Raw genomic sequence first — 24149 nt, forward strand, 5'->3', positions numbered from 1 at the left:
GCACCCTCTCGCCGAGCGGCACCGTCTCGACGGGCGGCACCGGCCGACCCTTCCTAGGGTCGATCCATGAGCACCAGCGTGGAGAGCCCCCGCACCGCGCCACCGCAGGGCGCGAGAGACCGTTTCCTCGGACGGGTGCCGGAAGGATTCGCCGCCTTCTTCGGCGCGCTGGGCCTCTTCTGCGCGACCCTCGCGGTCATCGCCCCGCTGCGCCACCTTCTGCGCCCGGTGGTCCGCGTACTGGACCTCCTCACGGTTCCGGTCAGCCCGAACCTCGCGTACGCCGTCTTCCTCTTCCTGCTCGCCGCGGCGACAGCGGCCCGCAAGAAGGTCGCGTGGTGGCTCGTCATCATCTATCTGGGGCTTCTCCTCGCCTTCGACGTACTCGGTATCGCCCTCGGCTTCTGGGCGGACTCGATCCCCTCGCTGATCGTCTGCGGTGCCGCCTTCGTCCTCCTGGTCCTGGCCCGCAAGGAGTTCTCCGCCGACTCACGCCGCGGCGCGGTCCTGCGGGCCGTCCTCGTGCTTGTCGCGGGCCTCGCCGTGGCGATCCTGGCCGGCTGGGGGCTCGTCGCGCTCTTCCCGGGTACGCTGCCGCGCGCCGAGGCCCTGCCGTGGGCGGCGAACCGCGTCTGCGGCGGGCTCTTCACAGGCCACGACTACTTCGACGGCAGGCCACCGCGCACCCTGCACTTCTGGCTCGGCCTCTTCGGCGCCCTCGCCCTCCTGAACGCCGCCGCGGCCCTCTTCCGCTCCCAGCGCATGGAAGCCGCCCTGCACGGCGACGAGGAACCCCGCATCCGTGCGCTCCTTGGCACATACGGCGCTCAGGACTCGCTCGGCTACTTCGCCACCCGGCGCGACAAGGCCGTCGTCTTCTCGCCCAGCGGCAAGGCCGCCGTCACCTACCGCGTCGAGGCGGGCGTCTGCCTGGCAAGCGGCGACCCCGTCGGCGACCGCGAGGCCTGGCCGCGCGCGATCGGGGCCTGGCTGGACGTGGCCCGGCAGTACGCCTGGGCGCCCGCCGTCATGGGCGCGTCCGAGGAGGGCGCCACCGCGTACGCCCGCTCCGGGCTCGGCGCGCTCCAGCTCGGCGACGAGGCCATCCTGCACGTCGCGGGCTTCGATCTGGACGGCCGCGACATGCGGGTCACCCGCCAGGCGGTGAACCGCGTCCGCCGCACCGGCGCCACCACCCGTATCCGCCGTCACTCCACCCTCACCGACGAGGAGATGGAGGAGATCATCGACAAGGCGGACGCCTGGCGGGACACCGAGACCGAGCGCGGCTTCTCGATGGCGCTCGACCGCCTCGGCGACCCCGAGGACGGCGACTGCCTGCTGGTCGAGGCCCTGGACGCCGACGGCCGGCTCCTCGCCCTGCTCTCCCTCGTCCCCTGGGGCAAGGACGGCATCTCCCTGGATCTGATGCGCCGCGACCGCGCGACCGCGCCCAACGGCGTCATGGAGTTCATGGTCGCCGAACTCTGCGCGGGCGCGGGCAAGTTCGGAGTGCGCCGCATCTCCCTGAACTTCGCCGTGTTCCGCTCGGTCTTCGAGGAGGGCGCCCGCATCGGCGCCGGTCCCGTCCTGCGGCTGTGGCGCAAGCTGCTCCTCTTCTTCTCCAAGTGGTGGCAGCTCGAAGCGCTCTACCGCTCCAACGCCAAGTACCACCCCGAGTGGTACCCCCGCTTCATCTGTTACGGCGACGCCGGAGCCCTCGCCCGGATCAGCCTCGCGTCGGGCATCGCCGAGGGCTTCGTCTCCGTGCCCTCGCTGCGCAAGCTCTGGGGCAAGGGCCGGCGGTCCAAGGGCGTCACCAAGCCCGCGAGCACGGAGGGCCTCCCGCCGATCTCCGCCCTCGGCCTCGCGGGCCACGGGGAGACCGCGGACGCCGACCCGACGGCCGCGCTCCCCGACCAGGTCCGCGTACGCCACCGCAAGCTCGACCGGCTGCGCGCCGACGGCGTCGACCCCTACCCCGTGGGCCTCCCGCCGCGCACCCACACCCTCGCCGCCGTGACGCCCGCCCTGACGGGGGAGGAAGTCACGGTCGCGGGTCGCGTCATGCTCGTACGCGACTTCGGCGGGGTCGTCTTCGCCGTCCTGCGCGACTGGTCCGGCGACCGCCAACTCGCCCTGACCCGCGACCGGTCGGGCCCGGACGTCCTGGACCGCTTCACCTCCGGCACGGACATCGGCGACCACATCACGGCCACCGGCACGGTCGGCGCCAGCGACCAGGGCGAGCTCACCGTCTTCGTCACCGCCTGGCAGCTCACCGGCAAGTGTCTGCGCCCGCTGCCCGACAAGCGCCGCGGTCTCGCCGACCCCGAGGCCAAGGTCCGCCGCCGCTACCTCGACCTGGTCGCAAGCCCCGCAGCCCGTGACGTCGTCCGGGCCCGCTCCACCGCCGTACAGGCCCTGCGGCAGGGGCTGTTGGACCGCGGCTACCTGGAGGTCGAGACCCCGATGCTCCAGCAGATCCACGGCGGCGCCAACGCCCGCCCGTTCACCACCCACATCAACGCCTACGACCTCGACCTCTATCTGCGCATCGCCCCCGAGCTGTACCTGAAGCGGCTCTGCGTCGGCGGCATGGAGAAGGTCTTCGAGATGGGCCGCACCTTCCGCAACGAAGGGGTGAGCTACAAGCACAACCCCGAGTTCACGATGCTGGAGGCCTACCAGGCGTTCGCCGACTACGACGTGATGCTCGACCTCACCCGCGAGCTCATCCAGGGCGCGGCCACCGCCGCCTTCGGCGCGCCCGTCGCCCGCAAGGCCGACGCGGAAGGGCGGCTCACCGAGCACGACATCTCCGGCCCCTGGCCGGTCAAGACGGTCTACGGCGCGATCTCCGAAGCGCTCGGCGACGAGGTCGACGCGGACACCCCGCTGCCGGGACTGCACCAGCTCTGCGACCGCGCGGACGTCCCGTACAAGCCCGAGGACGGCCGCGGTGACGTCGTACTGGAGATGTACGAGCGGCTTGTCGAGGAGAGGACGACGCTGCCCACCTTCTACAAGGACTTCCCGACCGACGTCTCGCCGCTGACCCGCCAGCACCGCACCGACCCGCGCCTCGCCGAGCGCTGGGACCTCGTCGCCTTCGGTACCGAACTGGGCACCGCCTACTCGGAGTTGACCGACCCCGTCGAGCAGCGCAGGCGCCTCACCGCGCAGTCGCTGCTCGCCGCCGGGGGAGACCCGGAGGCCATGGAGCTGGACGAGGACTTCCTGGACGCCCTGGAGTACGCGATGCCGCCCACCGGAGGTCTCGGCATCGGCGTCGACCGGCTCGTCATGTTCCTCACCGGCCTGACGATCCGGGAGACGCTGCCCTTCCCTCTCGTACGCCGCCGCTGATCCCCCTCGGTCGCTCCCTCTCGCTGCTGCTGGTCCCATCGGGTGCTTTCGCGGCCCGCCGTGGTGTTGGTGATCCTCCCTGGCCTTCCGCCATGCGACGGATTAGTAATGAAAAAGGATCAGATGACTCCAGGGCGGCGCGCACTCCTGCGCGCCGCCGCTGTCTTCGGTCTGGCCGCGACCGCCGGCTGCGCGGGTACGGAGCGGACCCCCGCGCCAGGCCCCACGGCTCCCAGCGGCGCGGCGGCCGGTGGCCCGCCCGCCGCACGCGCCCTCAAGCCCTCCGCGTACCGCCTCCAGCCCATGGCGGGCTACGGCCCGCCAGATGCCGCAAGGACCCGGCCCCGTGTGCGCAGAGAGCCGATCCTGCGCATGGACGGGCAGGAACGCACCATGGTGCTCACCTTCGACGACGGACCCGACCCCCGCTACACGCCGGGCATCCTGAGCACCCTGCGCCGGTACGACGTCCGCGCGATGTTCTTCGTCTGCGGCGAGATGGCCGTCGACAACAAGGACCTGCTGCGCGAGATGGCCGACGACGGGCATCTGATCGGCAACCACACCTATACGCATCCACTGCTTCCGAAGATGAGCCGGAGCGCGATGCGAGAGGAGATCGAGCGCACCTGCGAGGTCGTCGAGGACGCCGTGGGCGAACCCCCCGCCTGGTTCCGCGCCCCCTACGGAGCCTGGAACCGCAACGCCTTCCAGCTGGGCGCCGACCTGGGCATGGAGCCGCTCGCCTGGACCGTGGACACCCTGGACTGGACCGAGCCGGGCACGGGCACGATCATCCGGCGCGTACGGGCCGGGGCGGGGCCCGGAGTCGTGGTGCTCTCGCACGACGCGGGCGGCGACCGCTCCCAGAGCGTCGAGGCGCTGCGGACGTATCTCCCGGAACTCATCGATTCGGGATACCGGATCACCGTGCCGAGCCGCTACCCCACGTAGGACGTGGATTCAGGACGGCATTTCGCCCGCCAGGCGCCGTGTTCCGCCGACGGATTCACCGTCAGCGCACGTCCACCAGGCGGGCGAAAGCGACTACGTTCCCGTCGTATCCGGACTGCTTGGAGAATCCGCCACCGCAGGTGATGACGCGCAGTTCCGGAGCTCCCTTGTCCTTGTAGACGCGACTTCCCGGGAAATTGTTCTTCTCGAACACTTCGATTCCATAGATCTCGAAAACCGCGGTCTTGCGGTCCCTGCGCAGGATCTCGACGCGATTTCCCTTCTTCAGTGAGCCAAGGCCGTAGAAGATGGCGGGACCCTGCTGATTGTCCACATGGCCGACGATGACGGACGTGCCCTTCTCGCCCGGCGAGACGGCTCCGGTGAACCAGCCGGCGAGGTTCGGGTCCTCCGGCGGCGGTGCGTCCACCCACCCGTCCTCGTCGAGTCCGACCGGCATGACCGGCGCGTCCACCCGGATGCCCTTGATCCCCACGCGCTCGGCGGGGGAGAACGTCAGCGGCGTGACAGCCTTCCCATCGGGCGCCTGGTCCGCCGCGGCGGCCGACTCCGGCTGGGGCGGGCCCACGTCGAATTCCCCTGAGCCATTCCGGATCAGCGCGAGGCCGGTCAGCAGAACCAGCGCCATCGCGCCCCAGGGCGCGCGCTTCCGCTGCGGTTCCTCTTCATCGGCCGGGTGGGACAAAGGCATTCTCTGATCCCCTCTCAACGCGGCATTCGAACCGCGTCCGTTGCGCGTACAAGAACGCTAAGCGCGGCGCGCGTGACGGGCGACAGAGCGGGAGCGAACGGGTGGCGCCCATACCGGGCATGCGCCATATGAGTCGTGGGCGGCAGGAAATTTCTGACGGTCCGTGACCTGCGGCAATATCGGCTTGTGCGTTCGCGCTTCGGCGTGTCGCCTCACCAGGACGGCCGAGCGTCGAAATGCGGGTCTGTGCACGGCAACTGAGGGTCTGTTTGGGAGGCGCTCTCGCCGATCGACCGGGGACGGTTACCCCGGGGCGTCTTCCGCGGAGGAATCACATGCGTACTTCTCGTATGCGCACCACTCGTGCCCTCGCGGTCGCAGTCACCGCGGGTGCCGTCGTCGGGCTCGCCGCCCCGACGGCATCGGCCTGGGCCGATCCGTCCAACATCGTCGCCATGCCGAGCGTGATCCCCCGCGGGGGGCAGCTGACGGTCACGGTCGACGGCACGGCCTGCCACACGCCGGGCAGCAAGGTCACGTCGAACGCCTTCCCCGACACGAACCTGAAGACCATGGGCGGCGGCACGGCAAGCGCGAACCCCATGGTCTACCACCACGCCAGCCCCGGGGCCCACAGCATCACCGTGCACTGCGGCGGCAAGACCCTCACCAAGCCCGACGCGTTCACCGTCATCCACGGTGGTGTCCGCGGTGGTCTCGGCGGCAGCAGCAACGCCGGGGCGACCGGCACCGACATGGCGATCGGCGGGGCGCTGGTGGCGGTCGCGCTGGTCGGCGGCGGGGTGTTCTGGATGCGCCGCCGTTCGGAGAACGCGGAGCGCGGCCTCTGACCGTACGTCCCCGCTGCCGGCACGCCCGTCACTCGCACGTCGGGGTGCCCGCACGCCGGGTGTGAACCGTTCCGCCTCCCTGACCGGCGCGTCCCCCCTTCCGCGCCGGTCGGGCGGCGGTTCGTGGGGTCAGGAGTTGCCGTCCCCGCTGCGGCGGCGCGTCCAGTAGTACGCGGTGCCGAGGGTGCCCACGATCAGGGCGCCGCCGAGGGCGATCTCGTGCAGATCGAGCCCGCCGAGGCTGCCGCCGACGCCGGCCTTGACTCCGTGGCGGACCGGGGCGGTGGGGTGATGCGTGGGCTGATGCGTGGGCTGATGCGTGGGCTGATGGGTGGGGCGGCCCGTGGCGATGGTGAGGTCCGTGGTCCCCGTCTCGCCCTTGCAGTCGAAGGTCACCTCGTACATCGCGCCCGGTTTGGCGTCCTGGAAGACCATCGCGGAGACGGAATTCTGCCCTTTGGGGATGTGGGCGTCGTCGAAGACACCGGAGGTGACCTTGGCGTCGCCTTCACAGCCGTCCACGCTGAGCATGACCTGGCCGCCGGCGGCGATCGTGGACGGGGTGACGCGGAAGCCGAACGAGGTGATGTTGTTGTTCGTGTCGGTCTCGTCCGCGACGGCCGTCGAAGCGGTGGTGGCGGTGAGGGTCAGGGTGGTGGCGGCGAGAAGAGCGGCCGAGGCGACGCGTATCGCACGCATGATGATTCCTCCGGGTACCCGAGGAGCAGCCGCGGACCTTCTTCCGCTTTCACCTGATATGCACCTCGATGCCGGAAACGCTAAGCAGACAGCAGCGCCCCCGCGATCGCAGCCGCGCGAACGGGGCAACGGTGTGGGCCGGACAGGGGAACGGGGCGGGGTGTCGTGGGGGTGGTGAGGGGCGGACGGGGGTGGGGCGTGTAGAGGGGCTGGGGGGCGGGCGGGCCGGGTGGACTGGGCGGGCCGGGCCGACGGCTGATGGGCCTTGCGGTCGCCTGCCGGGTCGTTCCGGAGTGCTCACAGGTGTCGTCCGGTACGCAGCCGCCGTCGGTGCCGGGGCGGGGTGACTGCCTTGCGGATGCCCTCTCCGCCCCTGGCCGAAGGCCGCGCAGTGAGCAGCCCTATGGCCTCGGGGGTCTCCTCAATCACGCCCAGGGGCGTGCCCAACTCGCCTTCCCGGAAGACAAATCCGGCCCCGCTGCAGCTGCCCCTGCGGGCCCGCGTCCGCAGGTGGCTCAGGAACCCTTCGCCCACACATGTGCCCCGCCGCCCCGCCACTCCACGAGGTGGGGGTCGTCGAGGGCCATGTCCGCGTCGCCGAGACCCGCGCGGCGCAGGAACTCCACCAGGTCGCGGTCGTCCCGCGCGACGCCGACGGCCTGCCCGCGCACGGTGACCCGCCGTCCGCCGTCGGGAGCGGGCGGGTGGACGATGATGGGTGTCTGCCAGGTCATGCCACCAGAGTGCGCCGCGCGGAGCCGCCGCGCAGCATGGTTTACGGACCAGTGTGCGAAGCCGGGGGCGCGGAGCCGGGGGCAGCAGCCACGCCCCCGTACGCAAGAGCACGAACTCGGCGGTCCGGCGGGCGATCTCGGTGACGATGAACGGTAGGGCGAGCACCGCCGCGGAATCTCCGCCCGCACGAACTTGGCCGGGACGGATCCCGCTCGCCGACCAGCACCACCACGACGTCCAGGTCGGAGAGCGGGGTGCGCGAGCCGCGGGTCAGGCGGCCGGTCCCGTGTCGTGGGCCCATAGGCTGGGCTTGATGATTGAGACCGTCGTGTTCGACGTGGGGGAGACCCTCACCAAAGATGACCGCTACTGGGCGTCCTGGGCCGATTGGCTCGGTGTGCCCCGCCACACTGTCTCCGCGCTCGTGGGAGGTGTCGTCACGCGGGGCCGCGACAACGCCGAAGCGCTGCGGCTGCTGAGCCCGGACATAGACGTCGCCGCCGCCTATCACGCCCGCGAGGCCGCGGGGCGCGGTGAGTACCTGGCCGAGACCGACCTCTACCCCGATGTGCGCCCCGCTCTCGGCGGGCTGCGCAAGCAGGGGCTGCGCGTCGTCATCGCGGGGAACCAGACGTCGCGCGTGGGCGAGTTGCTGCGTGACCTGGATCTGCCCGCCGACCTCGTCGTCACCTCGGGGGAGTGGGGCGTGGCGAAGCCGGATCCGTCGTTCTTCGCCAGGGTGATCGAGGTGGCCCAGGCCGCGCCGGAGCAGACGCTGTACGTCGGTGACCACCCCGCGAACGACATCTACCCGGCGAAAGCTGCCGGGTTGAGGGCCGCGCACATCCGGCGCGGGCCCTGGGGGTACTGGTGGGCCGACGACCCGACCCTCGTCGACGCCGCGGACTGGCGGATCGCCTCCCTCACCCAGGTCGCGTCGATCACCGCTGAGTGAGAGCGAGAGTGAGAGTGAGGGGCAGAGTTGCGGCCCCGCCCTGCACTTGAGGGTGGGGCCGCACTTCCTTCATCTGCCCAGGTTGTCGAACAGCGCGCGGAACGGCTCCGGGGTCGCCGCGATGCCCCGGCTGTAGGGGGCGTCGAAGTCCCAGATGAGGAAGAGCAGGAAGGCGATCAAGGCCGAGAAGAGACCCGCGAGGATGAGTTCGCGTGGAGTGCGGCGGATCTGCAGCGCGAAGATCATGCCGACGGTGACGAGACCGCCCGTGATCAGACCGAACCAGACCACACCAGGCATGGTGGCCCCGGCGCTGTCGCCACGGGAGCTGCGCGCGTCGGCCGCGGCCGCTACCGCGTCGACGAGCGGCTGGTACGCCTGGGCCTCGAAGTCGGACTTGGGCTCGTAGTCGGTGACTTCGTGGCGTACGCGGGAGAGGAGTTGGGAGCCGCGGTCGGTGAGTTCGCCGCGGTCGGCCATGACGTCCCACTCGGTGGTGACGACATGGCTGACGTACGCGTGCACGTCCGTACGGATGCGTTCGCGGACGTCAGCGGGGTAGACCCGCGCACGCTCGGACACCTCGTGCAACGCCTGGGCCTCGCTGTGCACATGGTCCTGGGCGACGCTGCGGGCCTCCCAGACGCCGGCGATGGCCAGACCGAGGACGATGGCGTACACCACGCCGATCATCATCGTCATGTACTCGATGACGTCCGGAGTCTCCGAAGCGTCGTAATCCGGGCTCGTCCTGCGGTGCCGCAGGAAGGTGACGAGGAGGACGACGCCGCACGCGGCCGCCATCGCGAGGGTGAGAACAAGCCATTCCGACATGGGACCTCCGACGGTTCAGCGCGGCCGCAGCGCGGCGACGGCGAGCACCGCGGGCGCGGTGACGAGCAGGGTGAGCGAGACCAGGGACGGGCCGCCGCGGGGCGGCGTCTTGCGCGGCGTGATGCGGTACGAGGGGTAACTCACCGGCGACGGCGTGACCTTGGCGGGGGCAGTGGGGGTCGGCTTCGGCTTCGGGCTCGGACGCGGCGGTGGCGGCGGCGCGGGCTCAGGAGGGGCCGGGCGCGCGGGCGGTGGCGGTGGCGGGGGAGGAGGAGGCTCCGGCGCCGGTGGCTCAGGGCGGGGCGGTGGAGCCGGAGCGGGCGGTGGAGGTGGTGGAGGCGGTGGAGGTGGAGGCTTCGGAGGGCGCGTGGGGCCCGCACTGCAGACCACTCCGTCGCCCGAGACAGCCACCGCGTCACCGCCGGGCCCGTCACCGATCGAGGCATAGGCGCAGTTGTCGGCGGGCGCGGCAGCGGGCGCGGCGGCGGAGGCGGTTGCCGGTGCCGCCGCGGCCGTCGGCGCACCGAGCAGCCAGGCCAGCACCAGAAGCGCCAGTAAGCGTGTGACCAGGCCGGACGAGGCCCTAGTGGATCCATGCACGACAGGGATCATGGGCAGCATGTCGCCCTGCCACGCCGATGCGGGCCTCCTGTGACCCGAAGGGAGGAGACGCCGGGCGCCAGCTTGACGAACAAAAGAATCTTGAAGGCCGGTTGAACGCACCAGCCGTTCCCACCCGTACCTAGGGCCATGCGTGTCGCACTCAGCGGCTCGACACCCCAAGCAACAGCGGGAGTTACACATGCTGCACCCATCAGGGGGTTCCCCCCGGGCCTGGCGGAGCGCCTCGCTCGTAGCGACAGCTGCGGCCATGCTGGCGCTGACGACGGCGTGCGGTCAGGACAAGGGGGACCAGTCGCCGAACGGACAGAACGTCGGCAACCAGGCCCCGGCCAAGTCGGACGGATACGGGGCAGGGAGCGACGGATACGGCGCCGGCGCGGGCGACGCGAAGGAGGGGGCGGGGAAGGCGAAAGCCGCCGGTCAGCTCGCTGTCTGGGACAGCAAGAAGCTCGGCGAGGTGGTCACCGACAGCGAGGGCTTCACGCTCTATCGCTTCGACAAGGACACCGCCCAGCCCCCCAAGTCGAACTGTGACGGCGCCTGCGCCACGACCTGGCCCGTCGTGTCACCCGACGGCGCGGCCGCCGCACCCGGCGTCGACAAGTCCCTGCTCGGCGAGGTGACCCGCTCCGACGGCAGCAAGCAGCTGACCATCGACGGCTGGCCGATGTACCGGTACGCCAAGGACACCAAGGCCGGCGACGCCAAGGGCCAGGGCGTGGGCGGCACTTGGTACGCGGCCGCCCCCGACGGCAAGAAGGCCGCGCCCGGCGCCGAAGAGGCCGAGCCCCCCGCCGAAGAGGCCGAACCTCCCGCCGAGACGGCTCCCGTCGACCCGGCAGGGCTCTCCACCCGCAAGGACCCCAAGCTCGGGGAGATCGTCGTCGACAAGAACGGCATGACCGTCTACCGCTTCACGAAGGACTCCGCCTGGCCCATGAAGTCCGCCTGCACCGGCGCCTGTCTGGAGAAGTGGCCGGTGGTTCCGCCCGTCGACAAGAACGACACCAAGGGAATCCTCAAGAAGGGGTTCGTCGTCTTCGACCGCCCCGACGGACAGCGCCAGCAGACGATCGACTGCTGGCCGATGTACACCTTCGCCGGTGACAAGAAGCCCGGCGACACCAACGGGCAGGGCGTGGGCGGCACTTGGTACGCCGCCGGCCCTGACGGAAAGCCTGTCGGCGCCCCGAAGTAGACGTACAGGAAGCAGACGTACAGGAAGCAGACGTACGGGAAATAGACGTACAGGAAATAGAGGTACAGAAGCAGCCGGCGCCGAAGGGCAAGTGCGAAGAAGAACTCAGCCAAGAAGGGGGGCCAGCCAGAAGTACCTCGCGTACGGTCTACCGGTCCGTTCCTTTCCCCCCTCCCGGGGAAGGAACGGACCGGTTCTTTGGGTTGAAATTCGGCACTTGCCACAGGCAGTGACCGAGAACGGACGGCCAATTTCCGTTTTGACTCGCTCCCTTGGCGGACGATCAGTAGCCTCACCCTCGAACACCGGCTCGTCTCGCCTACGTCTTGGAGTCCTGATGGAGCGTCCCGCCTGGGCCCCGCAGGGCATCGACATCACGATGCCCAGCGTGTCCCGCATCTACGACTACTACCTGGGCGGTTCGCACAACTTCGAGGTCGACCGGGACGCAGCCCGCCGGGCCATGGAGTTCATGCCGGGGCTGCCCAAGATCATGCAGGCGAATCGTGCCTTCATGCGCCGGGCGGTGCGCTTCGCCGTCGACGAGGGCATCACCCAGTTCCTCGACATCGGTTCGGGCATCCCCACCTTCGGCAACGTCCACGAGGTCGCGCGGCGTGCGGATCCCGAGAGCCGCGTGGTGTACGTCGACCACGACGCCGTGGCCGTCGCGCACAGCCGGGCCGTGCTCGACGGTGACGAGAAGACGGCCGTCGTCGCCGCGGATCTGCGCAAACCCCAGGAGATCCTGGGCAGTTCGGAGGTCGAGGCGCTGCTCGACCTGGACCGCCCGGTGGCCCTTCTTCTCGTCGCCGTCCTGCATTTCGTAGAGGACGCGTACGATCCCTGTACAGCGGTCGCCGAACTGCGGGACGCACTCGCGCCCGGCAGCGTGATCGCCCTCACGCACGCCTCGTACGAAGGGATGCCGATCCCCGCCGAGCAGGCCGGTCAGGCCGTCGGCGTCTACAAGGACATACGCAATCCACTGATCATGCGCTCGCGCGAAGAGATCGCGCGGTTCTTCGAGGGATACGACATGGTGGAACCCGGCCTCGTGCCGATGCCGCGCTGGCGGCCCGACACCGCGCCCGAGGAGGAGGACCCCTATGCCTTCTCCGGGTTCGCCGGCGTGGGGCGCAGGGCATGAGCGGGGAGCCCGACGGGCCCGAGGACAGAGTGCGCAGGTTCGCCACCATCTGGAGCCGCGCCATCTTCCCGGTGACGGCGACCTCGCTGACCCGCCCCGAGTTCGAGCAGCAACTGGTGCCGCTGGCCCGGAGGTTGCGTGCCGCGCTGCACGAGCGGATCTTCGACGCGGCCGAGGGCCAGGCGATCGGCGCGGCGCTCGTCGGCACGCACTGCACCGACCCGGAGGCGCTGAGCCGCACGCTCGACTGCGTGGACGCCTACCTCGTCCTGTACTGCGGCGACGACGGCCCCCGGGAGGAGCTGCGGGCCCGGTCCGCGCGCCTGCAGCACGCCGTGGCCGCGGGCTTCGCGGCAGCGCTTCGCGAGCGGACACTCGCCGAGCAGGAGGCGATATCCCGGGCGGCCCTGGACGCCCGCAGCGCCGTGGCCGAAGCCCTGCACGCGAGCGAGGCACGCTTCCGTGCCGTCTTCCACGGCGCGGCGATCGGCATCGGCATCGCCGACCTCACGGGCACGGTCCTGGAGGCGAACGACGCGCTGATCCGCATGTTCGGCGGCCTGGAGAGCCAGCTGCGTGGACGCAACGTCGCGGAGTGGACGCACCCGGACGACTCGCCCCACGTATGGAAGCTCTACGAGGAGCTGGTGCGCGGGGAGCGCGAGCACTACCGCGTGGAGAAGGCCTTCTACCGCCCCGACGGCACCGCCCTGTGGACCAACCTGACGGTCTCGCTGCTGCGTGACGCGGACGGAGTGCCGCAGTACCAACTGGCGTTGATGGAGGACACCACCGAACGCCGGCTGCTCAATCTGCGCCTTCGCTACGAGGCCACGCACGACGCGCTCACCGGACTGCCGAACCGCACCCTGTTCTTCGAGCGCCTGGAGAAGGCCCTCGCGGCGGGCGACGGCGCGCGGTTCGGGCTCTGCTACCTCGACCTCGACGGCTTCAAGACCGTCAACGACAGCCTCGGGCACGCGGCGGGCGACCGCCTCCTCGTCGAGGTCGCCGACCGGCTCCAGTCCTGCGCCACGGCGCCCGGCGAGATGGTCGCCAGGCTCGGCGGTGACGAGTTCGTGGCGCTGACCACGGGCCGCGACACCGAGGCCGAGGTGGACGACCTCGCCGGGCGCATCATGCACGCGCTCTCCACGCCCATCCGCGTCGAGGGCCGCGAACTGACCGTGCGCGGCAGCATCGGCATCGTCGAGGGCCCGGCAGGGGAGCGTGGCGCGGCGGAGGTGCTGCGCAGCGCGGACATCACGATGTACCGCGCGAAGTCCGCGGGCGGCAACCGCTTCGAGCTCGCCGACCCCGAGGCCGACGCCCGCGCCATCACCCGGCACGGCCTGACCACCGCGCTGCCCGCCGCCCTGGAGCGGGGCGAGTTCTTCATCGAGTACCAGCCCCTGGTGCACCTGGGTGACGGCAGCGTGCGCGGGGCCGAGGCGCTGGTGCGCTGGCTGCATCCGCAGCACGGCATCATCGGCCCGGACCGGTTCATCCCGCTCGCCGAGCACACCGGGCTGATCGTGCCGCTCGGCCGCTGGGTTCTTGAGGAATCGGTACGCCAGGCCCGCACCTGGGAGGCACGGCACAAGGACGCCGGGCCGCTGCGCGTGAACGTGAACCTCTCGCCCATGCAGCTGAACCACCCCGGCCTGGTCTCGGACACGGTGGAGATCCTGGAGCGCGCCGGGCTCGAACCGGGCGCCCTGTGCCTGGAAGTCACCGAGTCCGCGCTGATCGGCGCCGACGACGACCTGCTCAAGCCGCTGCGGCGGCTCGCCGAGATGGGCGTGGACATCGCGCTCGACGACTTCGGCACGGGCTACTCGAACCTCGCCAATCTGCGCCGCCTGCCGGTGAGCATCCTCAAGCTCGACCGCTCCTTCACGCAGGGCATGCAGCACTTCCCGGCCGACCCCGTCGATCTGAAGATCGTCGAGGGGATCGTCGCGCTCGCCCACAGCCTGGACCTCGCGGTCACGGTGGAGGGCGTCGAGACGGGCGCCCAGGCGGATCAGCTGCGAGAGTTGGGGTGCGACACGGCGCAGGGCTGGTACTACGCACGGCCAGGACCGCCGGACCAGCTGCACGAGCTGGCGCTTGCCGACGCGACGAGCTGAGGTTCCACGATGATCCATTGGGTGTACGCGTTCGTCGACCGGCCCGCGGACCGGTTCGGGCGGGCTTGCGCGTTCTGGACGACGGTCACGGGAACGCGGCTCTCCGCGTTCCGCGGTGACGCCGATCAGTTCGTGACGCTGCTGCCGGACGAGGGCGCCGACGCCTGTCTGAAGGCGCAGGCGGTCGCGGGCTCCGGTGGCGCGCATCTGGACTTCGCGGTGGACGACGTCGCCGCAGGAGCGCGCGCCGCCCGCGAGCTGGGGGCCACACCCGTCTTCGCCGAGGAGGGCCTGGAGGTTATGCGCTCCCCGGGAGGACAGCTGTTCTGTGTCGTGACGTGGCAGGGCGAGAAGGACCGCCCCGCACCGCTCGTCGCGCCGGACGGCACCACGAGCCGCCTCGACCAGGTCTGCCTCGACGTGCCGCCGGCGGTGTTCGAGGCGGAGAAGGCCTTCTGGCCCGCCTTCACGGGGTGGTCCGACCGCCCGGGTTCCCGCCCGGAGTTCCACCTCGTCGAGCCGGCCGCCGAGCTGCCGATGCGGATCCTGCTCCAGCGCCTCGACTCGGACGCGCTGCCCGGAGCGCACCTGGACTTCTCCTGCTCGGACCTCGACGCGGACCGCGTCCGGCACGAGCGGCTTGGCGCCGAAGCCTTGCGGAGGGGGCCGCATTGGATCGTGATGCGGGACCCGGCGGGGGGCACGTATTGCCTGACGATCCGGGACCCCGAGACCGGCGGTCTGCCTCGCGCTCGCTAGCACCTGCGGGCCCGGTGGGGGCCGAGCGCGCAGTTCCCCGCGCCCCTACGGGGCGCTCAGCCAGCGCCCCGTAGGGGCGCGGGGAACTGCGCGGCCAGCCCCCACCGGGCCGGCAGCCAAGAACTCACCGCTCCAACAGCATCCTCTGCAGCTCCCGCGCAGCCCGTGGCGGAGCCACGTCACTTCGGTGAGCCAGAGCGATGGTCCGATGGAGCGTCGGGCGGGCCAGAGGTGTCATCCGCAGGCCGCGGCCCGCGCGCTCGGCCACCATCCGCGGCACCACCGCGACCCCGAGCCCGGCCCGCACGAAGCCGAGCACCGCGTCCATCTCGCCGCCCTCGACCGCGAACTCCGGCTCGAACCCCTCGGCCCGGCAGGCGGCGACCGTCAGCTCCCGCAGGTCGTAGCCGTGCCGGAACATCACGAGACGCTCCCGCTCCAGATCCGCGACGCGCACCGACTTGCCGCCGAACTTGCGCACGTCCGGTGACGACACCACGACCAGGTCCTCGCGGAGCAGCTCCACGGTGGTCAGGGCGGGGGACGGCGACGGCAGCGGCAGCACGACGATGGCCAGATCCAGGGCGCCGCGCGCCAGTTCCCGTACGAGATCGTGGGAGCCGCCCTCCTCCAGGAGTAGCTGGATGCCGGGGTGGCGGTCGTGGAAGGCGCGAAGCACCTCGGGCAGCAGGCCCGTGCAGACGCTGGGCGTCGCCCCCAGGCGGATCCGCCCGCGGCGCAGCTGGGCCAGCTCCTGGACCTCGATGCGCGCGGTGTCGGCGTCCGCGAGGATCCGGCGGGCCAGTGGAAGGAGAGCCTCGCCCGCGTCGGTCAGCGCGATGTTCCCCCGGGCCCTGCTGAACAGCTCGGCGCCCAGCTCCTTCTCCAAGGCACGGACCTGCTGGGAGAGCGAGGGCTGCGATACGTGCACCTGCTCGGCGGCCCGAGTGAAGTGCCTGGTCTCGGCCACCGCGACGAAGTAGAGGAGCTGCTGGAACTGCATACACGGCAGGATACGACCGATGATAGCCACTCGCTATCGAGATGAGCTGATCCATCTCTTGGACCGATCGGGACTTTCGGCCTTAGCGTCGGTCCCATGGCTCTGGCAACGCGGACGGACCGACGGCCGTCGATGACGCGCACGATCTGGGACTCGTCCGTCGGTAAGAAGACAGTGATGGCAGTGAGCGGCCTGATCATGCTGCTCTATCTGATCGCCCACATGATCGGGAACCTGAAGATCTTCTTCGGGCCCGCGGAGATCAACCACTACGCCCACTGGCTGCGCACGGTCGGCGAGCCCTTCATGCACTACGAGTGGACGCTCTGGCTGATCCGTGTCGTCCTCGTGGCCGCAGTGGTCGCGCACGCCACCTCCGCCTACCAGCTGAGCCGCCGCGACATCAAGGCACGCCCCACCAAGTACGCGAACAAGAAGGCGGGCAAGAGCTTCGCGACGCGCACGATGCGCTGGGGCGGGATCATCCTCGGCCTGTTCATCGTCTGGCACATCCTCGACCTGACGACCGGCACCGTGCACCCCGGCGGCTACGAGCACCTGCACCCGTACCAGAACATCATCGACACGTTCTCCACGTGGTACGGCAACGTCATCTACATCGCCGCCGTGGTCGCCCTCGGCTTCCACGTCCGTCACGGGCTCTGGAGCGCCGCGCAGACCCTCGGCGCGGGCAAGGCGACCCGTGACCGCGCCCTCAAGATCATCGCCAATGGCCTCGCGCTGTTCCTGACGGCGGGCTTCGTCGTCGTACCCGTGGCCGTCATGACCGGAGTGGTGAGCTAGCAGATGAATTCCTCTCGTGAGTACGCCGATTACGCGACCGGGGAGCCGGTCGTCGACACCAAGGCCCCGGCAGGGCCCGTCGCCGAGCGCTGGGACACCCGCCGCTTCGAGGCCAAGCTGGTCAACCCCGCGAACCGCCGCAAGCACACCGTGATCGTCGTCGGTACCGGTCTCGCCGGCGGCTCGGCGGGCGCCACGCTCGCCGAACAGGGCTACCACGTCGTGCAGTTCTGCTACCAGGACTCACCGCGCCGCGCCCACTCGATCGCCGCGCAGGGCGGCATCAACGCCGCGAAGAACTACCGCAACGACGGCGACTCCGTCCACCGGCTCTTCTACGACACCGTCAAGGGCGGCGACTTCCGCGCCCGCGAGTCCAACGTCCACCGCCTCGCGCAGATCTCGGTGGAGATCATCGACCAGTGCGTCGCACAGGGCGTTCCGTTCGCGCGCGAGTACGGCGGACTGCTCGACACCCGCTCCTTCGGCGGTGTGCAGGTCTCGCGTACGTTCTACGCGCGCGGCCAGACGGGGCAGCAGCTGCTCCTCGGCGCGTACCAGGCGCTCTCGCGGCAGATCGCTGCCGGGAACGTCGAGATGCACCCGCGCACGGAGATGCTCGACGTCATCGTCGTGGACGGGCGGGCCCGTGGCATCGTCGCCCGCGACCTGATCACGGGCAAGATCGAGACCTACTTCGCCGACGCGGTGGTCCTCGCGTCCGGCGGCTACGGCAACGTCTTCTACCTGTCGACGAACGCCATGAACTCCAACGCCACTGCCGTATGGCGCGCGCACCGGCGCGGCGCCTACTTCGCCAACCCCTGCTTCACGCAGATCCACCCGACGTGCATTCCGCGCACCGGTGACCACCAGTCGAAGCTGACGCTGATGAGTGAGTCGCTGCGCAACGACGGCCGGATCTGGGTTCCCAAGGCCCAGGGCGACGACCGCCCGGCGAACAAGATCCCCGAGGATGAGCGCGACTACTACCTGGAGCGCATCTACCCCTCCTTCGGCAACCTCGTGCCCCGCGACATCGCCTCGCGCGCCGCGAAGAACGTATGCGACGAGGGCCGCGGGGTCGGCCCCGGCGGCCAGGGCGTCTACCTCGACTTCGCCGACGCCATCAAGCGCATGGGCAGGAAGGCGGTCGAGGCCAAGTACGGCAACCTCTTCGACATGTACGCGCGGATCACCGACGAGGACCCGTACAAGACGCCGATGCGGATCTACCCCGCCGTGCATTACACGATGGGCGGACTCTGGGTCGACTACGACCTGCAGACCACCATCCCGGGCCTGTTCGCGGTCGGCGAGGCCAACTTCTCCGACCACGGAGCGAACCGGCTCGGCGCTTCGGCCCTGATGCAGGGCCTCGCCGACGGCTACTTCGTGCTGCCGTCCACGATCAACGACTACCTCGCCCGCAACCCGCACCACGACGAGATCTCCGACGAACACCCCGTCGTACGCGAGGTGTTGGACGAGACAGCGGACCGTATCACCCGGCTGCTGGCCGTCGACGGCGACCGCACCCCCGACTCCTTCCACCGCGAACTCGGCGAGCTGATGTGGGAGTTCTGCGGCATGGCCCGTACGGAGACGGGTCTGCGCAAGGCGTTGGAGCGCATCCCGCAGATTCGCGAGGAGTTCTGGCGCCGGATCAAGGTGCCGGGCACCGGCGAGGAGTTCAACCAGTCCCTGGAGAAGGCGAACCGCATCGTCGACTACCTGGAACTCGCCGAGCTGATGTGCCTCGACGCCCTGCACCGCGCCGAGTCCTGCGGCGGCCACTTCCGCGAGGAGTCGCAGACGCCGGACGGCGAAGCGGCGCGCGTGGACGAGAAGTTCTCGTACGCCGCCGTCTGGGAGTTCACGGCCACGGGTGAGGCTCCCACCCTTCATAAGGAAGACCTCGTCTTCGAGTACGTCCACCCCACTCAGCGGAGCTACGCATGAAGCTCACCCTGCGCGTCTGGCGCCAGCAGAACGCCGATGCCGAAGGCGCCATGTCCACCTACGAGGTGGACGGCATCTCGTCCGACATGTCCTTCCTGGAGATGCTGGACACCCTCAACGAAGAGCTCATCGTCAAGGGCGACGACCCGGTCGCCTTCGACCACGACTGCCGCGAGGGCATCTGCGGCGCGTGCTCGCTCGTCATCAACGGCGACGCGCACGGGCCCGAGCGCACCACCACCTGTCAGCTGCACATGCGGTCCTTCAAGGACGGCGACACGATCGACATCGAGCCGTGGCGCGCCGCCGCCTTCCCGGTCGTCAAGGACCTGGTGGTGGACCGCTCGTCCTTCGACCGGATCATCCAGTCCGGCGGCTACATCAGCGCCCCGACGGGCGCCGCCCCCGAGGCGCACGCGGCACCCGTGCCGAAGCCGGACGCGGACTTCGCGTTCGAGCACGCGGAGTGCATCGGCTGCGGCGCGTGCGTCGCCGCCTGCCCGAACGGCTCGGCGATGCTGTTCACTTCGGCCAAGGTCAACCACCTGGGCGTCCTGCCGCAGGGTGCTCCCGAGCGCGAGACGCGTGTCCTGGACATGGTCGCGCAGATGGACGAGGAGGGCTTCGGCGGCTGCACGCTCACTGGCGCCTGCGCCTCTGCCTGCCCCAAGGGGATCCCGTTGCCTTCCATCTCCGCCATGAACAAGGAATGGCTGCGGGCCACGAGGAAGGTGAGCCGCTAGGTACTGTGCGGGGCCGTTGGGATCTGCGGGTCGGTTGTGGCTGGTCGCGCAGTTCCCCGCGCCCCTGCGGGGCGCGTACCGTCTGCGCATGCATCCGGGAGCGTACGACCCCGCCAGGACGGCCGTCGTCACCGCCGACGGCACACGGACCCTCACCTACGGACAACTCGAAGAACGCTCCCTGCGGCTCGCGGATCATCTGCGGGCCGCGGGCTTGTGTCGGGGCGACCACTTCGCCCTCCTCTGCGACAACGACCCGCGCGCTCTGGAGGTCTACTGGGCGGCGCTGCGCTCGGGCCTCTATCTCACCGCCGTCAATCACCACCTCACGACGGACGAGGCCGCGTACATCGTCCGTGACTGCGGTGCGAAAGCGCTGATCGTCTCCGGCTCGCTCACCGAACTCGGCGCGGCGGTAACGGAGTTGGCGGGCGGTCCGCCGATCAAGATCGGCCTCGACGACGGAACGTACGAGAAGGCCCTGGAGTCCGCGTCCGCGCAGCCGCCCGCCCACCAGCCGCGCGGCACCGACATGCTCTACTCCTCCGGCACCACGGGCCGCCCCAAGGGCATCAAGCCCGCGCTCCCCGAGGGCGACGTGCGCGGGGAGCCGAGTGCCTACGTACTGATCTTCCAGGCGATGTACGGCTTCGGCGAGGACACCGTCTACCTCTCGCCCGCCCCGATCTATCACGCGGCTCCACTGCGCTTCTGCGGAGTCGTCACCGCGCTCGGCGGCACGGTCGTCCTCATGGACGCCTTCGACGCGGAAGGCGCACTGGCCGCCGTCGAACGCCACCGGGTGACGCACAGCCAGTGGGTGCCGACCATGTTCGTACGGATGCTGAAGCTGCCCGCCGAGGTGCGCGAGCGCTACGACCTGTCGTCGATGAAGACCGCCATCCACGCCGCCGCGCCCTGCGCCGTCGAGGTCAAGCGGCGGATGCTGGAGTGGTGGGGGCCGATCCTGTACGAGTACTACTCGTCGACGGAGGGCAACGGCATCACGTTCATCTCGCCCGAGGAATGGCTGCGCAAACCCGGGTCTGTCGGCAAGGACGGACTCCTCGGGGAGCTGCGGATCTGTGACGAGGCGGGCGAACTGCTGCCGAGCGGCGAGACCGGCACCGTCTACTTCGAGCGCGAGGAACTGCCCTTCCGCTACCACGGCGACGAGGTCCGCACCCGCGAGGCTCAGCATCCCGAGCACCCCAACTGGACCACCACGGGGGACATCGGGCACGTCGACGAGGACGGCTATCTCTTCCTCACCGACCGCAAGGCATTCATGATCATCTCGGGTGGCGTGAACGTCTATCCGCAGGAGGCCGAGGACTGTCTCGTGCTGCATCCGGCGGTCGCGGACGTCGCGGTGATCGGGGTGCCTGACCCGGAGATGGGTGAGGTCGTCAAGGCGGTGGTGCGCCCGGCCGACGGAGTGACCGCCGGGCCCGAACTGGAGCGTGAGCTGGTCGCGTTCGTGCGGGAGCGCATCGCCCACTACAAGGCGCCGCGCTCCGTGGACTTCACGGACACGCTGCCCCGCACGCCCACCGGGAAGCTGGCCAAGTCCTCGCTGCGAAGGTCGTACTGGGAATGACGCGAAGGGGCGGGTGGCGAGAAGGGCGGCCTCTTCGAGCACGGCTGCGTGACGCCGACGCCTTCCTCCTCGCGGGTGGCCGGCACCTGCCGCGTTCTGGGCGGACCTGCGCGCGGAGAAGCTGATCGCCGGGGACGCGCCGGTGCCGACTGCCTGACCTGCCAACCACCCCTGCCCGTGAACCCATACATTCCTCAAGTGACAAGCCTCAAGCCTCAAGGAGAAACCGTGGCTTCCACCTCCGCGTCCATCGAGCTCCCCGTACCGGCCGACCGCGTCTGGCAGCTCATCGGCGGCTTCGACTCGCTGCCCGACTGGCTTCCGTACATCCCCTCCAGCGAATCCAGCGAGGGCGGCCGTGTGCGCAGCCTGACGAGCGAGGACGGCGGGGTCATCATCGAGCGCCTCCTGACCTTCGACGACAAGGCGCGCACCTACAGCTACTCGATCCTGAAGGCCCCCTTCCCCGCCACCGACTACGTGGCGACCCTCACGGTGCACGAGGTGCCCGGACAGGACGCGTCCCGCGTGGAGTGGTCGGGCGTCTTCACGCCGGTGGGAGTCGGCGACGACGAGGTCGTCGCGCTGTTCCACGGCATCTTCAGCGGCGGTCTCGCCGCCCTGAAGCAGACCCTCGCCGCTTGAGGATCCGAGGGCGCCGGGGCTGCCTCGCCCCGGAGCCCTCGCGGCCGCCGTCAGACCCGGGCGACGAACTTGACCTCGACCAGGAGTTCGGGGAAGGCCAGCCGGGAGGTGCCGATCATGGTGCTCGCCACCTGGGGGTCCGGCCGGCCGTAGGCGGCCTTGCGCACCGGCCCCGCCGCGGCGTCGGCCGCGTCGACATCGAGTGCGTAGATGACCTCTTCGACGACGTCGTCCAGCGATGCGCCGAAACGACGAAGGAGTTCCGCCGCGTTGGCATAGCACTGGCGCAGCTGCTCGCCCATGAGGGAGAAGTCCGTGACCCGTCCGGCATCATTGATCGGAGCGGGTGCCACGACCTCCGTCCCGCTGTGGGCCACTTGGCCGGAGAGGTAGATGGTGTCGCCGCGTTTGACCGCCTGCACGTACCCGTAAGTCTCTTCCCACGGGACTCCGAAACGTTCGACTTGCTGTGCGCTGCTCATGGTGTTGACGGTATGGGGCCTGTTCAGGGGCGGGCCAGGCTCGGCTGTGCCACTTACGGCAAGGATCGTGCCAGGGCCGGGCACCGGGTGAGCGAAGGTATGAGGGGGCACAAGTGCGATCCGCAGAGGGCGAGACAGTTGTCGCGGTCCTGGCGATGCCGCGTTTCTACGCGCTGGACGTCAGCATCCCCGAGCATGTCTTCGGACGGCATCTGGGATATCGCGTCTTGATATGTGGGGATGCGGGCGACGGATCGTCGTCGCTCGCCGCCGTGGAGCACGCCGATGTCGTCGTGGTCCCGGGTTACGAGGATCCGCACCTCCCGGTCCCGGAGGACTACCTCGGAGCGCTGCGGAGCGCGGTCGACCGGGGCGCGCGTGTCGTGGCCGTCTGCACAGGTGTGTTCGCGCTCGCGGCCGGCGGCATCCTGGACGGCAGGTCGGCCACGACGCACTGGCGCCATACCGATGAACTCCGCCTGGCCTATCCTCGCGTCGACGTCGTCGAGAACCGGCTGTTCGTCGAGGACGGGCCCATTCTGACGTCGGCGGGCGGGGGTGCGGCGATTGACGCGTGTCTCCATGTCGTCCAGAGCGATTTCGGCGTCACGGTCGCGGATGGCGTGGCGAAGGAAGTCGTCTTCTCTTCCGTCCGTGGCGCGAACGCGCCCCAGTACGCGAACACGCCCCAGTACGCGAACGCCCCCCAGTACGCAGAGGCGCCCGCGCCTCCTCGCGACAGCCTGCGGGCGACACAGGAATGGGTGATGGAGAACATCGGCTCGTCGATCACCGTACAGAAGCTGGCCGATCACAGCCTCCTGTCGCGCAGGACGCTGATCCGGCGTTTCGCGCGTGAGACGGGGATGCCGCCGATGCAGTGGGTCACCCTGCAGCGGATTCTCGGCGCGCGCCGGCTCCTTGAGGCCTCCGACTGGTCCGTCGAGAAAATCGCCGGAGCGACGGGTTTCGGCTCGGCCGCGAACTTCCGGACCCTCTTCCGCAGAGAGGTGGGAGTGACCCCGACCGCCTACCGGAAGCTGCATGGCCCAGCCGCCGGGTGATCTACTGAACCTTGGGGGACAAGGCCGGGCCACGCCCCGATGGCCCACCCAGTCGCACCGCAGCAGGAGGTACGCAGCATGCTCGTCGATCTCTCCGGCAAGACCGCCCTCGTCACCGGATCGACCCAGGGGATCGGGGCGGCCATCGCGGTCGGCCTGGCCAAGGCGGGAGCCCGGGTGGCTGTCAACGGACGGTCCGCCGCGTCCGTCGACAAGGCCGTCGGACGGCTGAAGGGGGAGCACGGCGCCGCCGAGTTCCTCCCGGCCCCCGGTGACATCTCCACCGACGAGGGCGCCGCGCAGGTCTTCGAGGCCGTACCCGAGGTGGACATCCTCATCAACAACCTGGGCATTTTCGGCGCGGAGCAGGCACTCGACATCAGCGACGACGAATGGCGCCGCTACTTCGAGGTGAACGTACTGACCGCCGTCCGCATGATCCGGCACTATCTGCCCGGGATGAAGGACCGCTCCTGGGGGCGGATCCAGAACATCGCCAGCGACTCGGCGCTCGTCATCCCCGCCGAGATGATCCACTACGGCACGTCGAAGACGGCGCTTCTCGCGGTCTCCCGGGGCTTCGCGAAGGAGGCCGCCGGATCGGGCGTGACCGTCAACTCCGTGATCGCGGGCCCCACGCACACAGGCGGTGTGGAGGACTTCGTGTACGAGCTGGTCGACTCCGCCCTGCCCTGGGACGAGGCGCAGCGGGAGTTCATGGTCAAGCACCGCCCGCAGTCCCTGATCCAGCGGCTCATCGAGCCGGAGGAGATCGCGCACATGGTGGTCTATCTCAGCTCCCCGCTGGCCTCGGCCACGACGGGCGGCGCGATCCGCGTCGACGGCGGCTACGTGGACGCGATCGTCCCGTAGT

The 24149-nt window shown here is 70.1% G+C and carries 22 protein-coding genes; 15 read left to right on the plus strand and 7 right to left on the minus strand.

Going from position 1 to position 24149, the window contains the following annotated elements; all coding sequences use genetic code 11:
- Nucleotides 1-66: 66 nt before the first annotated feature.
- Both lysX and E5671_RS39830 read left to right on the plus strand, forming a co-directional pair.
- Nucleotides 67-3369 carry a bifunctional lysylphosphatidylglycerol synthetase/lysine--tRNA ligase LysX gene (gene lysX, locus E5671_RS39825; protein WP_160509083.1) on the plus strand — a complete coding sequence of 1101 codons (3303 nt, stop codon included), beginning with the start codon at nucleotides 67-69 and terminating at the stop codon, nucleotides 3367-3369.
- 108 nt (nucleotides 3370-3477) lie between these two features.
- Nucleotides 3478-4323 carry a polysaccharide deacetylase family protein gene (locus tag E5671_RS39830; RefSeq protein WP_160509084.1) on the plus strand — a complete coding sequence of 282 codons (846 nt, stop codon included), beginning with the start codon at nucleotides 3478-3480 and terminating at the stop codon, nucleotides 4321-4323.
- 61 nt (nucleotides 4324-4384) lie between these two features.
- Here E5671_RS39830 and E5671_RS39835 read toward each other — a convergent pair whose 3' ends face one another.
- The gene (locus E5671_RS39835; RefSeq protein ID WP_160509085.1) at nucleotides 4385-5035 is read right to left on the minus strand and encodes a class F sortase; all 651 of its coding nucleotides are present in this window, start codon (nucleotides 5033-5035) and stop codon (nucleotides 4385-4387) included.
- 350 nt (nucleotides 5036-5385) lie between these two features.
- Here E5671_RS39835 and E5671_RS39840 point away from each other — a divergent pair, with 350 nt between their 5' ends.
- Nucleotides 5386-5886 (plus strand): hypothetical protein, encoded by a 501-nt coding sequence (locus E5671_RS39840; protein WP_160509086.1) that lies wholly within the window; start codon nucleotides 5386-5388, stop codon nucleotides 5884-5886.
- A 129-nt stretch (nucleotides 5887-6015) separates the two neighbouring features.
- Here E5671_RS39840 and E5671_RS39845 read toward each other — a convergent pair whose 3' ends face one another.
- Nucleotides 6016-6585, minus strand: a complete 570-nt coding sequence (locus tag E5671_RS39845) for a PT domain-containing protein (protein ID WP_160509087.1) — start codon at nucleotides 6583-6585, stop codon at nucleotides 6016-6018.
- A gap of 515 nt (nucleotides 6586-7100) precedes the next feature.
- Complete coding sequence (locus E5671_RS39850) at nucleotides 7101-7319, minus strand: hypothetical protein (protein ID WP_160509088.1); 219 nt, start codon at nucleotides 7317-7319, stop codon at nucleotides 7101-7103.
- Between the two features lie 314 nt (nucleotides 7320-7633).
- Here E5671_RS39850 and E5671_RS39855 point away from each other — a divergent pair, with 314 nt between their 5' ends.
- Nucleotides 7634-8275, plus strand: a complete 642-nt coding sequence (locus tag E5671_RS39855; RefSeq protein ID WP_160509089.1) for an HAD family hydrolase — start codon at nucleotides 7634-7636, stop codon at nucleotides 8273-8275.
- Between the two features lie 69 nt (nucleotides 8276-8344).
- On the opposite strand, the gene E5671_RS39860 is transcribed toward E5671_RS39855, so the two are convergent.
- Together E5671_RS39860 and E5671_RS47155 are read right to left on the minus strand one after the other, a co-directional pair.
- Nucleotides 8345-9109 carry a bestrophin-like domain gene (locus E5671_RS39860; RefSeq protein ID WP_160509090.1) on the minus strand — a complete coding sequence of 255 codons (765 nt, stop codon included), beginning with the start codon at nucleotides 9107-9109 and terminating at the stop codon, nucleotides 8345-8347.
- Nucleotides 9110-9124: 15 nt separating this feature from the next.
- Nucleotides 9125-9253, minus strand: a complete 129-nt coding sequence (locus tag E5671_RS47155) for a hypothetical protein (RefSeq protein WP_272902845.1) — start codon at nucleotides 9251-9253, stop codon at nucleotides 9125-9127.
- 658 nt (nucleotides 9254-9911) lie between these two features.
- On the opposite strand from E5671_RS47155, the gene E5671_RS39870 reads away from it, so the two are divergent.
- From E5671_RS39870 to E5671_RS39885, 4 genes are all read left to right on the plus strand, one after another.
- Complete coding sequence (locus tag E5671_RS39870) at nucleotides 9912-10931, plus strand: SCO0930 family lipoprotein (protein ID WP_272902846.1); 1020 nt, start codon at nucleotides 9912-9914, stop codon at nucleotides 10929-10931.
- Between the two features lie 337 nt (nucleotides 10932-11268).
- Nucleotides 11269-12081 carry an SAM-dependent methyltransferase gene (locus E5671_RS39875; protein ID WP_160509092.1) on the plus strand — a complete coding sequence of 271 codons (813 nt, stop codon included), beginning with the start codon at nucleotides 11269-11271 and terminating at the stop codon, nucleotides 12079-12081.
- On the plus strand, nucleotides 12078-14213 hold the full coding sequence (locus E5671_RS39880) for a putative bifunctional diguanylate cyclase/phosphodiesterase (RefSeq protein WP_160509093.1): 2136 nt from the start codon (nucleotides 12078-12080) through the stop codon (nucleotides 14211-14213). The genes E5671_RS39875 and E5671_RS39880 overlap by 4 nt, the downstream gene beginning before the upstream one ends.
- A gap of 9 nt (nucleotides 14214-14222) precedes the next feature.
- Nucleotides 14223-14972, plus strand: coding sequence for a VOC family protein (locus E5671_RS39885; RefSeq protein WP_160509094.1), 750 nt, complete (start codon nucleotides 14223-14225; stop codon nucleotides 14970-14972).
- A gap of 124 nt (nucleotides 14973-15096) precedes the next feature.
- Here the strand turns inward: E5671_RS39885 and E5671_RS39890 are convergent, their stop codons facing one another.
- Entirely contained in the window at nucleotides 15097-15975 is an 879-nt protein-coding gene (locus tag E5671_RS39890) for a LysR family transcriptional regulator (RefSeq protein WP_160509095.1), read from the minus strand.
- A 132-nt stretch (nucleotides 15976-16107) separates the two neighbouring features.
- On the opposite strand from E5671_RS39890, the gene E5671_RS39895 reads away from it, so the two are divergent.
- The 5 genes from E5671_RS39895 to E5671_RS39915 all read left to right on the plus strand — a co-directional run bounded on the left by E5671_RS39895 (nucleotide 16108) and on the right by E5671_RS39915 (nucleotide 21729).
- Complete coding sequence (locus E5671_RS39895; protein WP_160510719.1) at nucleotides 16108-16779, plus strand: succinate dehydrogenase; 672 nt, start codon at nucleotides 16108-16110, stop codon at nucleotides 16777-16779.
- Between the two features lie 3 nt (nucleotides 16780-16782).
- Nucleotides 16783-18741 (plus strand): fumarate reductase/succinate dehydrogenase flavoprotein subunit, encoded by a 1959-nt coding sequence (locus E5671_RS39900; protein WP_160509096.1) that lies wholly within the window; start codon nucleotides 16783-16785, stop codon nucleotides 18739-18741.
- The gene (locus tag E5671_RS39905) at nucleotides 18738-19484 is read left to right on the plus strand and encodes a succinate dehydrogenase/fumarate reductase iron-sulfur subunit (protein WP_160509097.1); all 747 of its coding nucleotides are present in this window, start codon (nucleotides 18738-18740) and stop codon (nucleotides 19482-19484) included. The genes E5671_RS39900 and E5671_RS39905 overlap by 4 nt, the downstream gene beginning before the upstream one ends.
- Before the next feature lie 88 nt (nucleotides 19485-19572).
- Nucleotides 19573-21084 carry an acyl-CoA synthetase gene (locus E5671_RS39910; protein ID WP_160509098.1) on the plus strand — a complete coding sequence of 504 codons (1512 nt, stop codon included), beginning with the start codon at nucleotides 19573-19575 and terminating at the stop codon, nucleotides 21082-21084.
- A 228-nt stretch (nucleotides 21085-21312) separates the two neighbouring features.
- Nucleotides 21313-21729 (plus strand): SRPBCC family protein, encoded by a 417-nt coding sequence (locus E5671_RS39915; protein ID WP_160509099.1) that lies wholly within the window; start codon nucleotides 21313-21315, stop codon nucleotides 21727-21729.
- A 50-nt stretch (nucleotides 21730-21779) separates the two neighbouring features.
- On the opposite strand, the gene E5671_RS39920 is transcribed toward E5671_RS39915, so the two are convergent.
- On the minus strand, nucleotides 21780-22211 hold the full coding sequence (locus E5671_RS39920) for a Rid family hydrolase (protein WP_160509100.1): 432 nt from the start codon (nucleotides 22209-22211) through the stop codon (nucleotides 21780-21782).
- A gap of 113 nt (nucleotides 22212-22324) precedes the next feature.
- Between E5671_RS39920 and E5671_RS39925 the strand changes: the two genes are divergently transcribed.
- Both E5671_RS39925 and E5671_RS39930 read left to right on the plus strand, forming a co-directional pair.
- Nucleotides 22325-23275 (plus strand): GlxA family transcriptional regulator, encoded by a 951-nt coding sequence (locus E5671_RS39925; protein ID WP_336605985.1) that lies wholly within the window; start codon nucleotides 22325-22327, stop codon nucleotides 23273-23275.
- Nucleotides 23276-23353: 78 nt separating this feature from the next.
- On the plus strand, nucleotides 23354-24148 hold the full coding sequence (locus E5671_RS39930; RefSeq protein ID WP_160509101.1) for an SDR family NAD(P)-dependent oxidoreductase: 795 nt from the start codon (nucleotides 23354-23356) through the stop codon (nucleotides 24146-24148).
- The last annotated feature ends 1 nt before the right edge of the window (nucleotide 24149 follow it).

This window comes from Streptomyces sp. BA2, from assembly GCF_009769735.1.
Classification (GTDB): Bacteria; Actinomycetota; Actinomycetes; order Streptomycetales; family Streptomycetaceae; genus Streptomyces.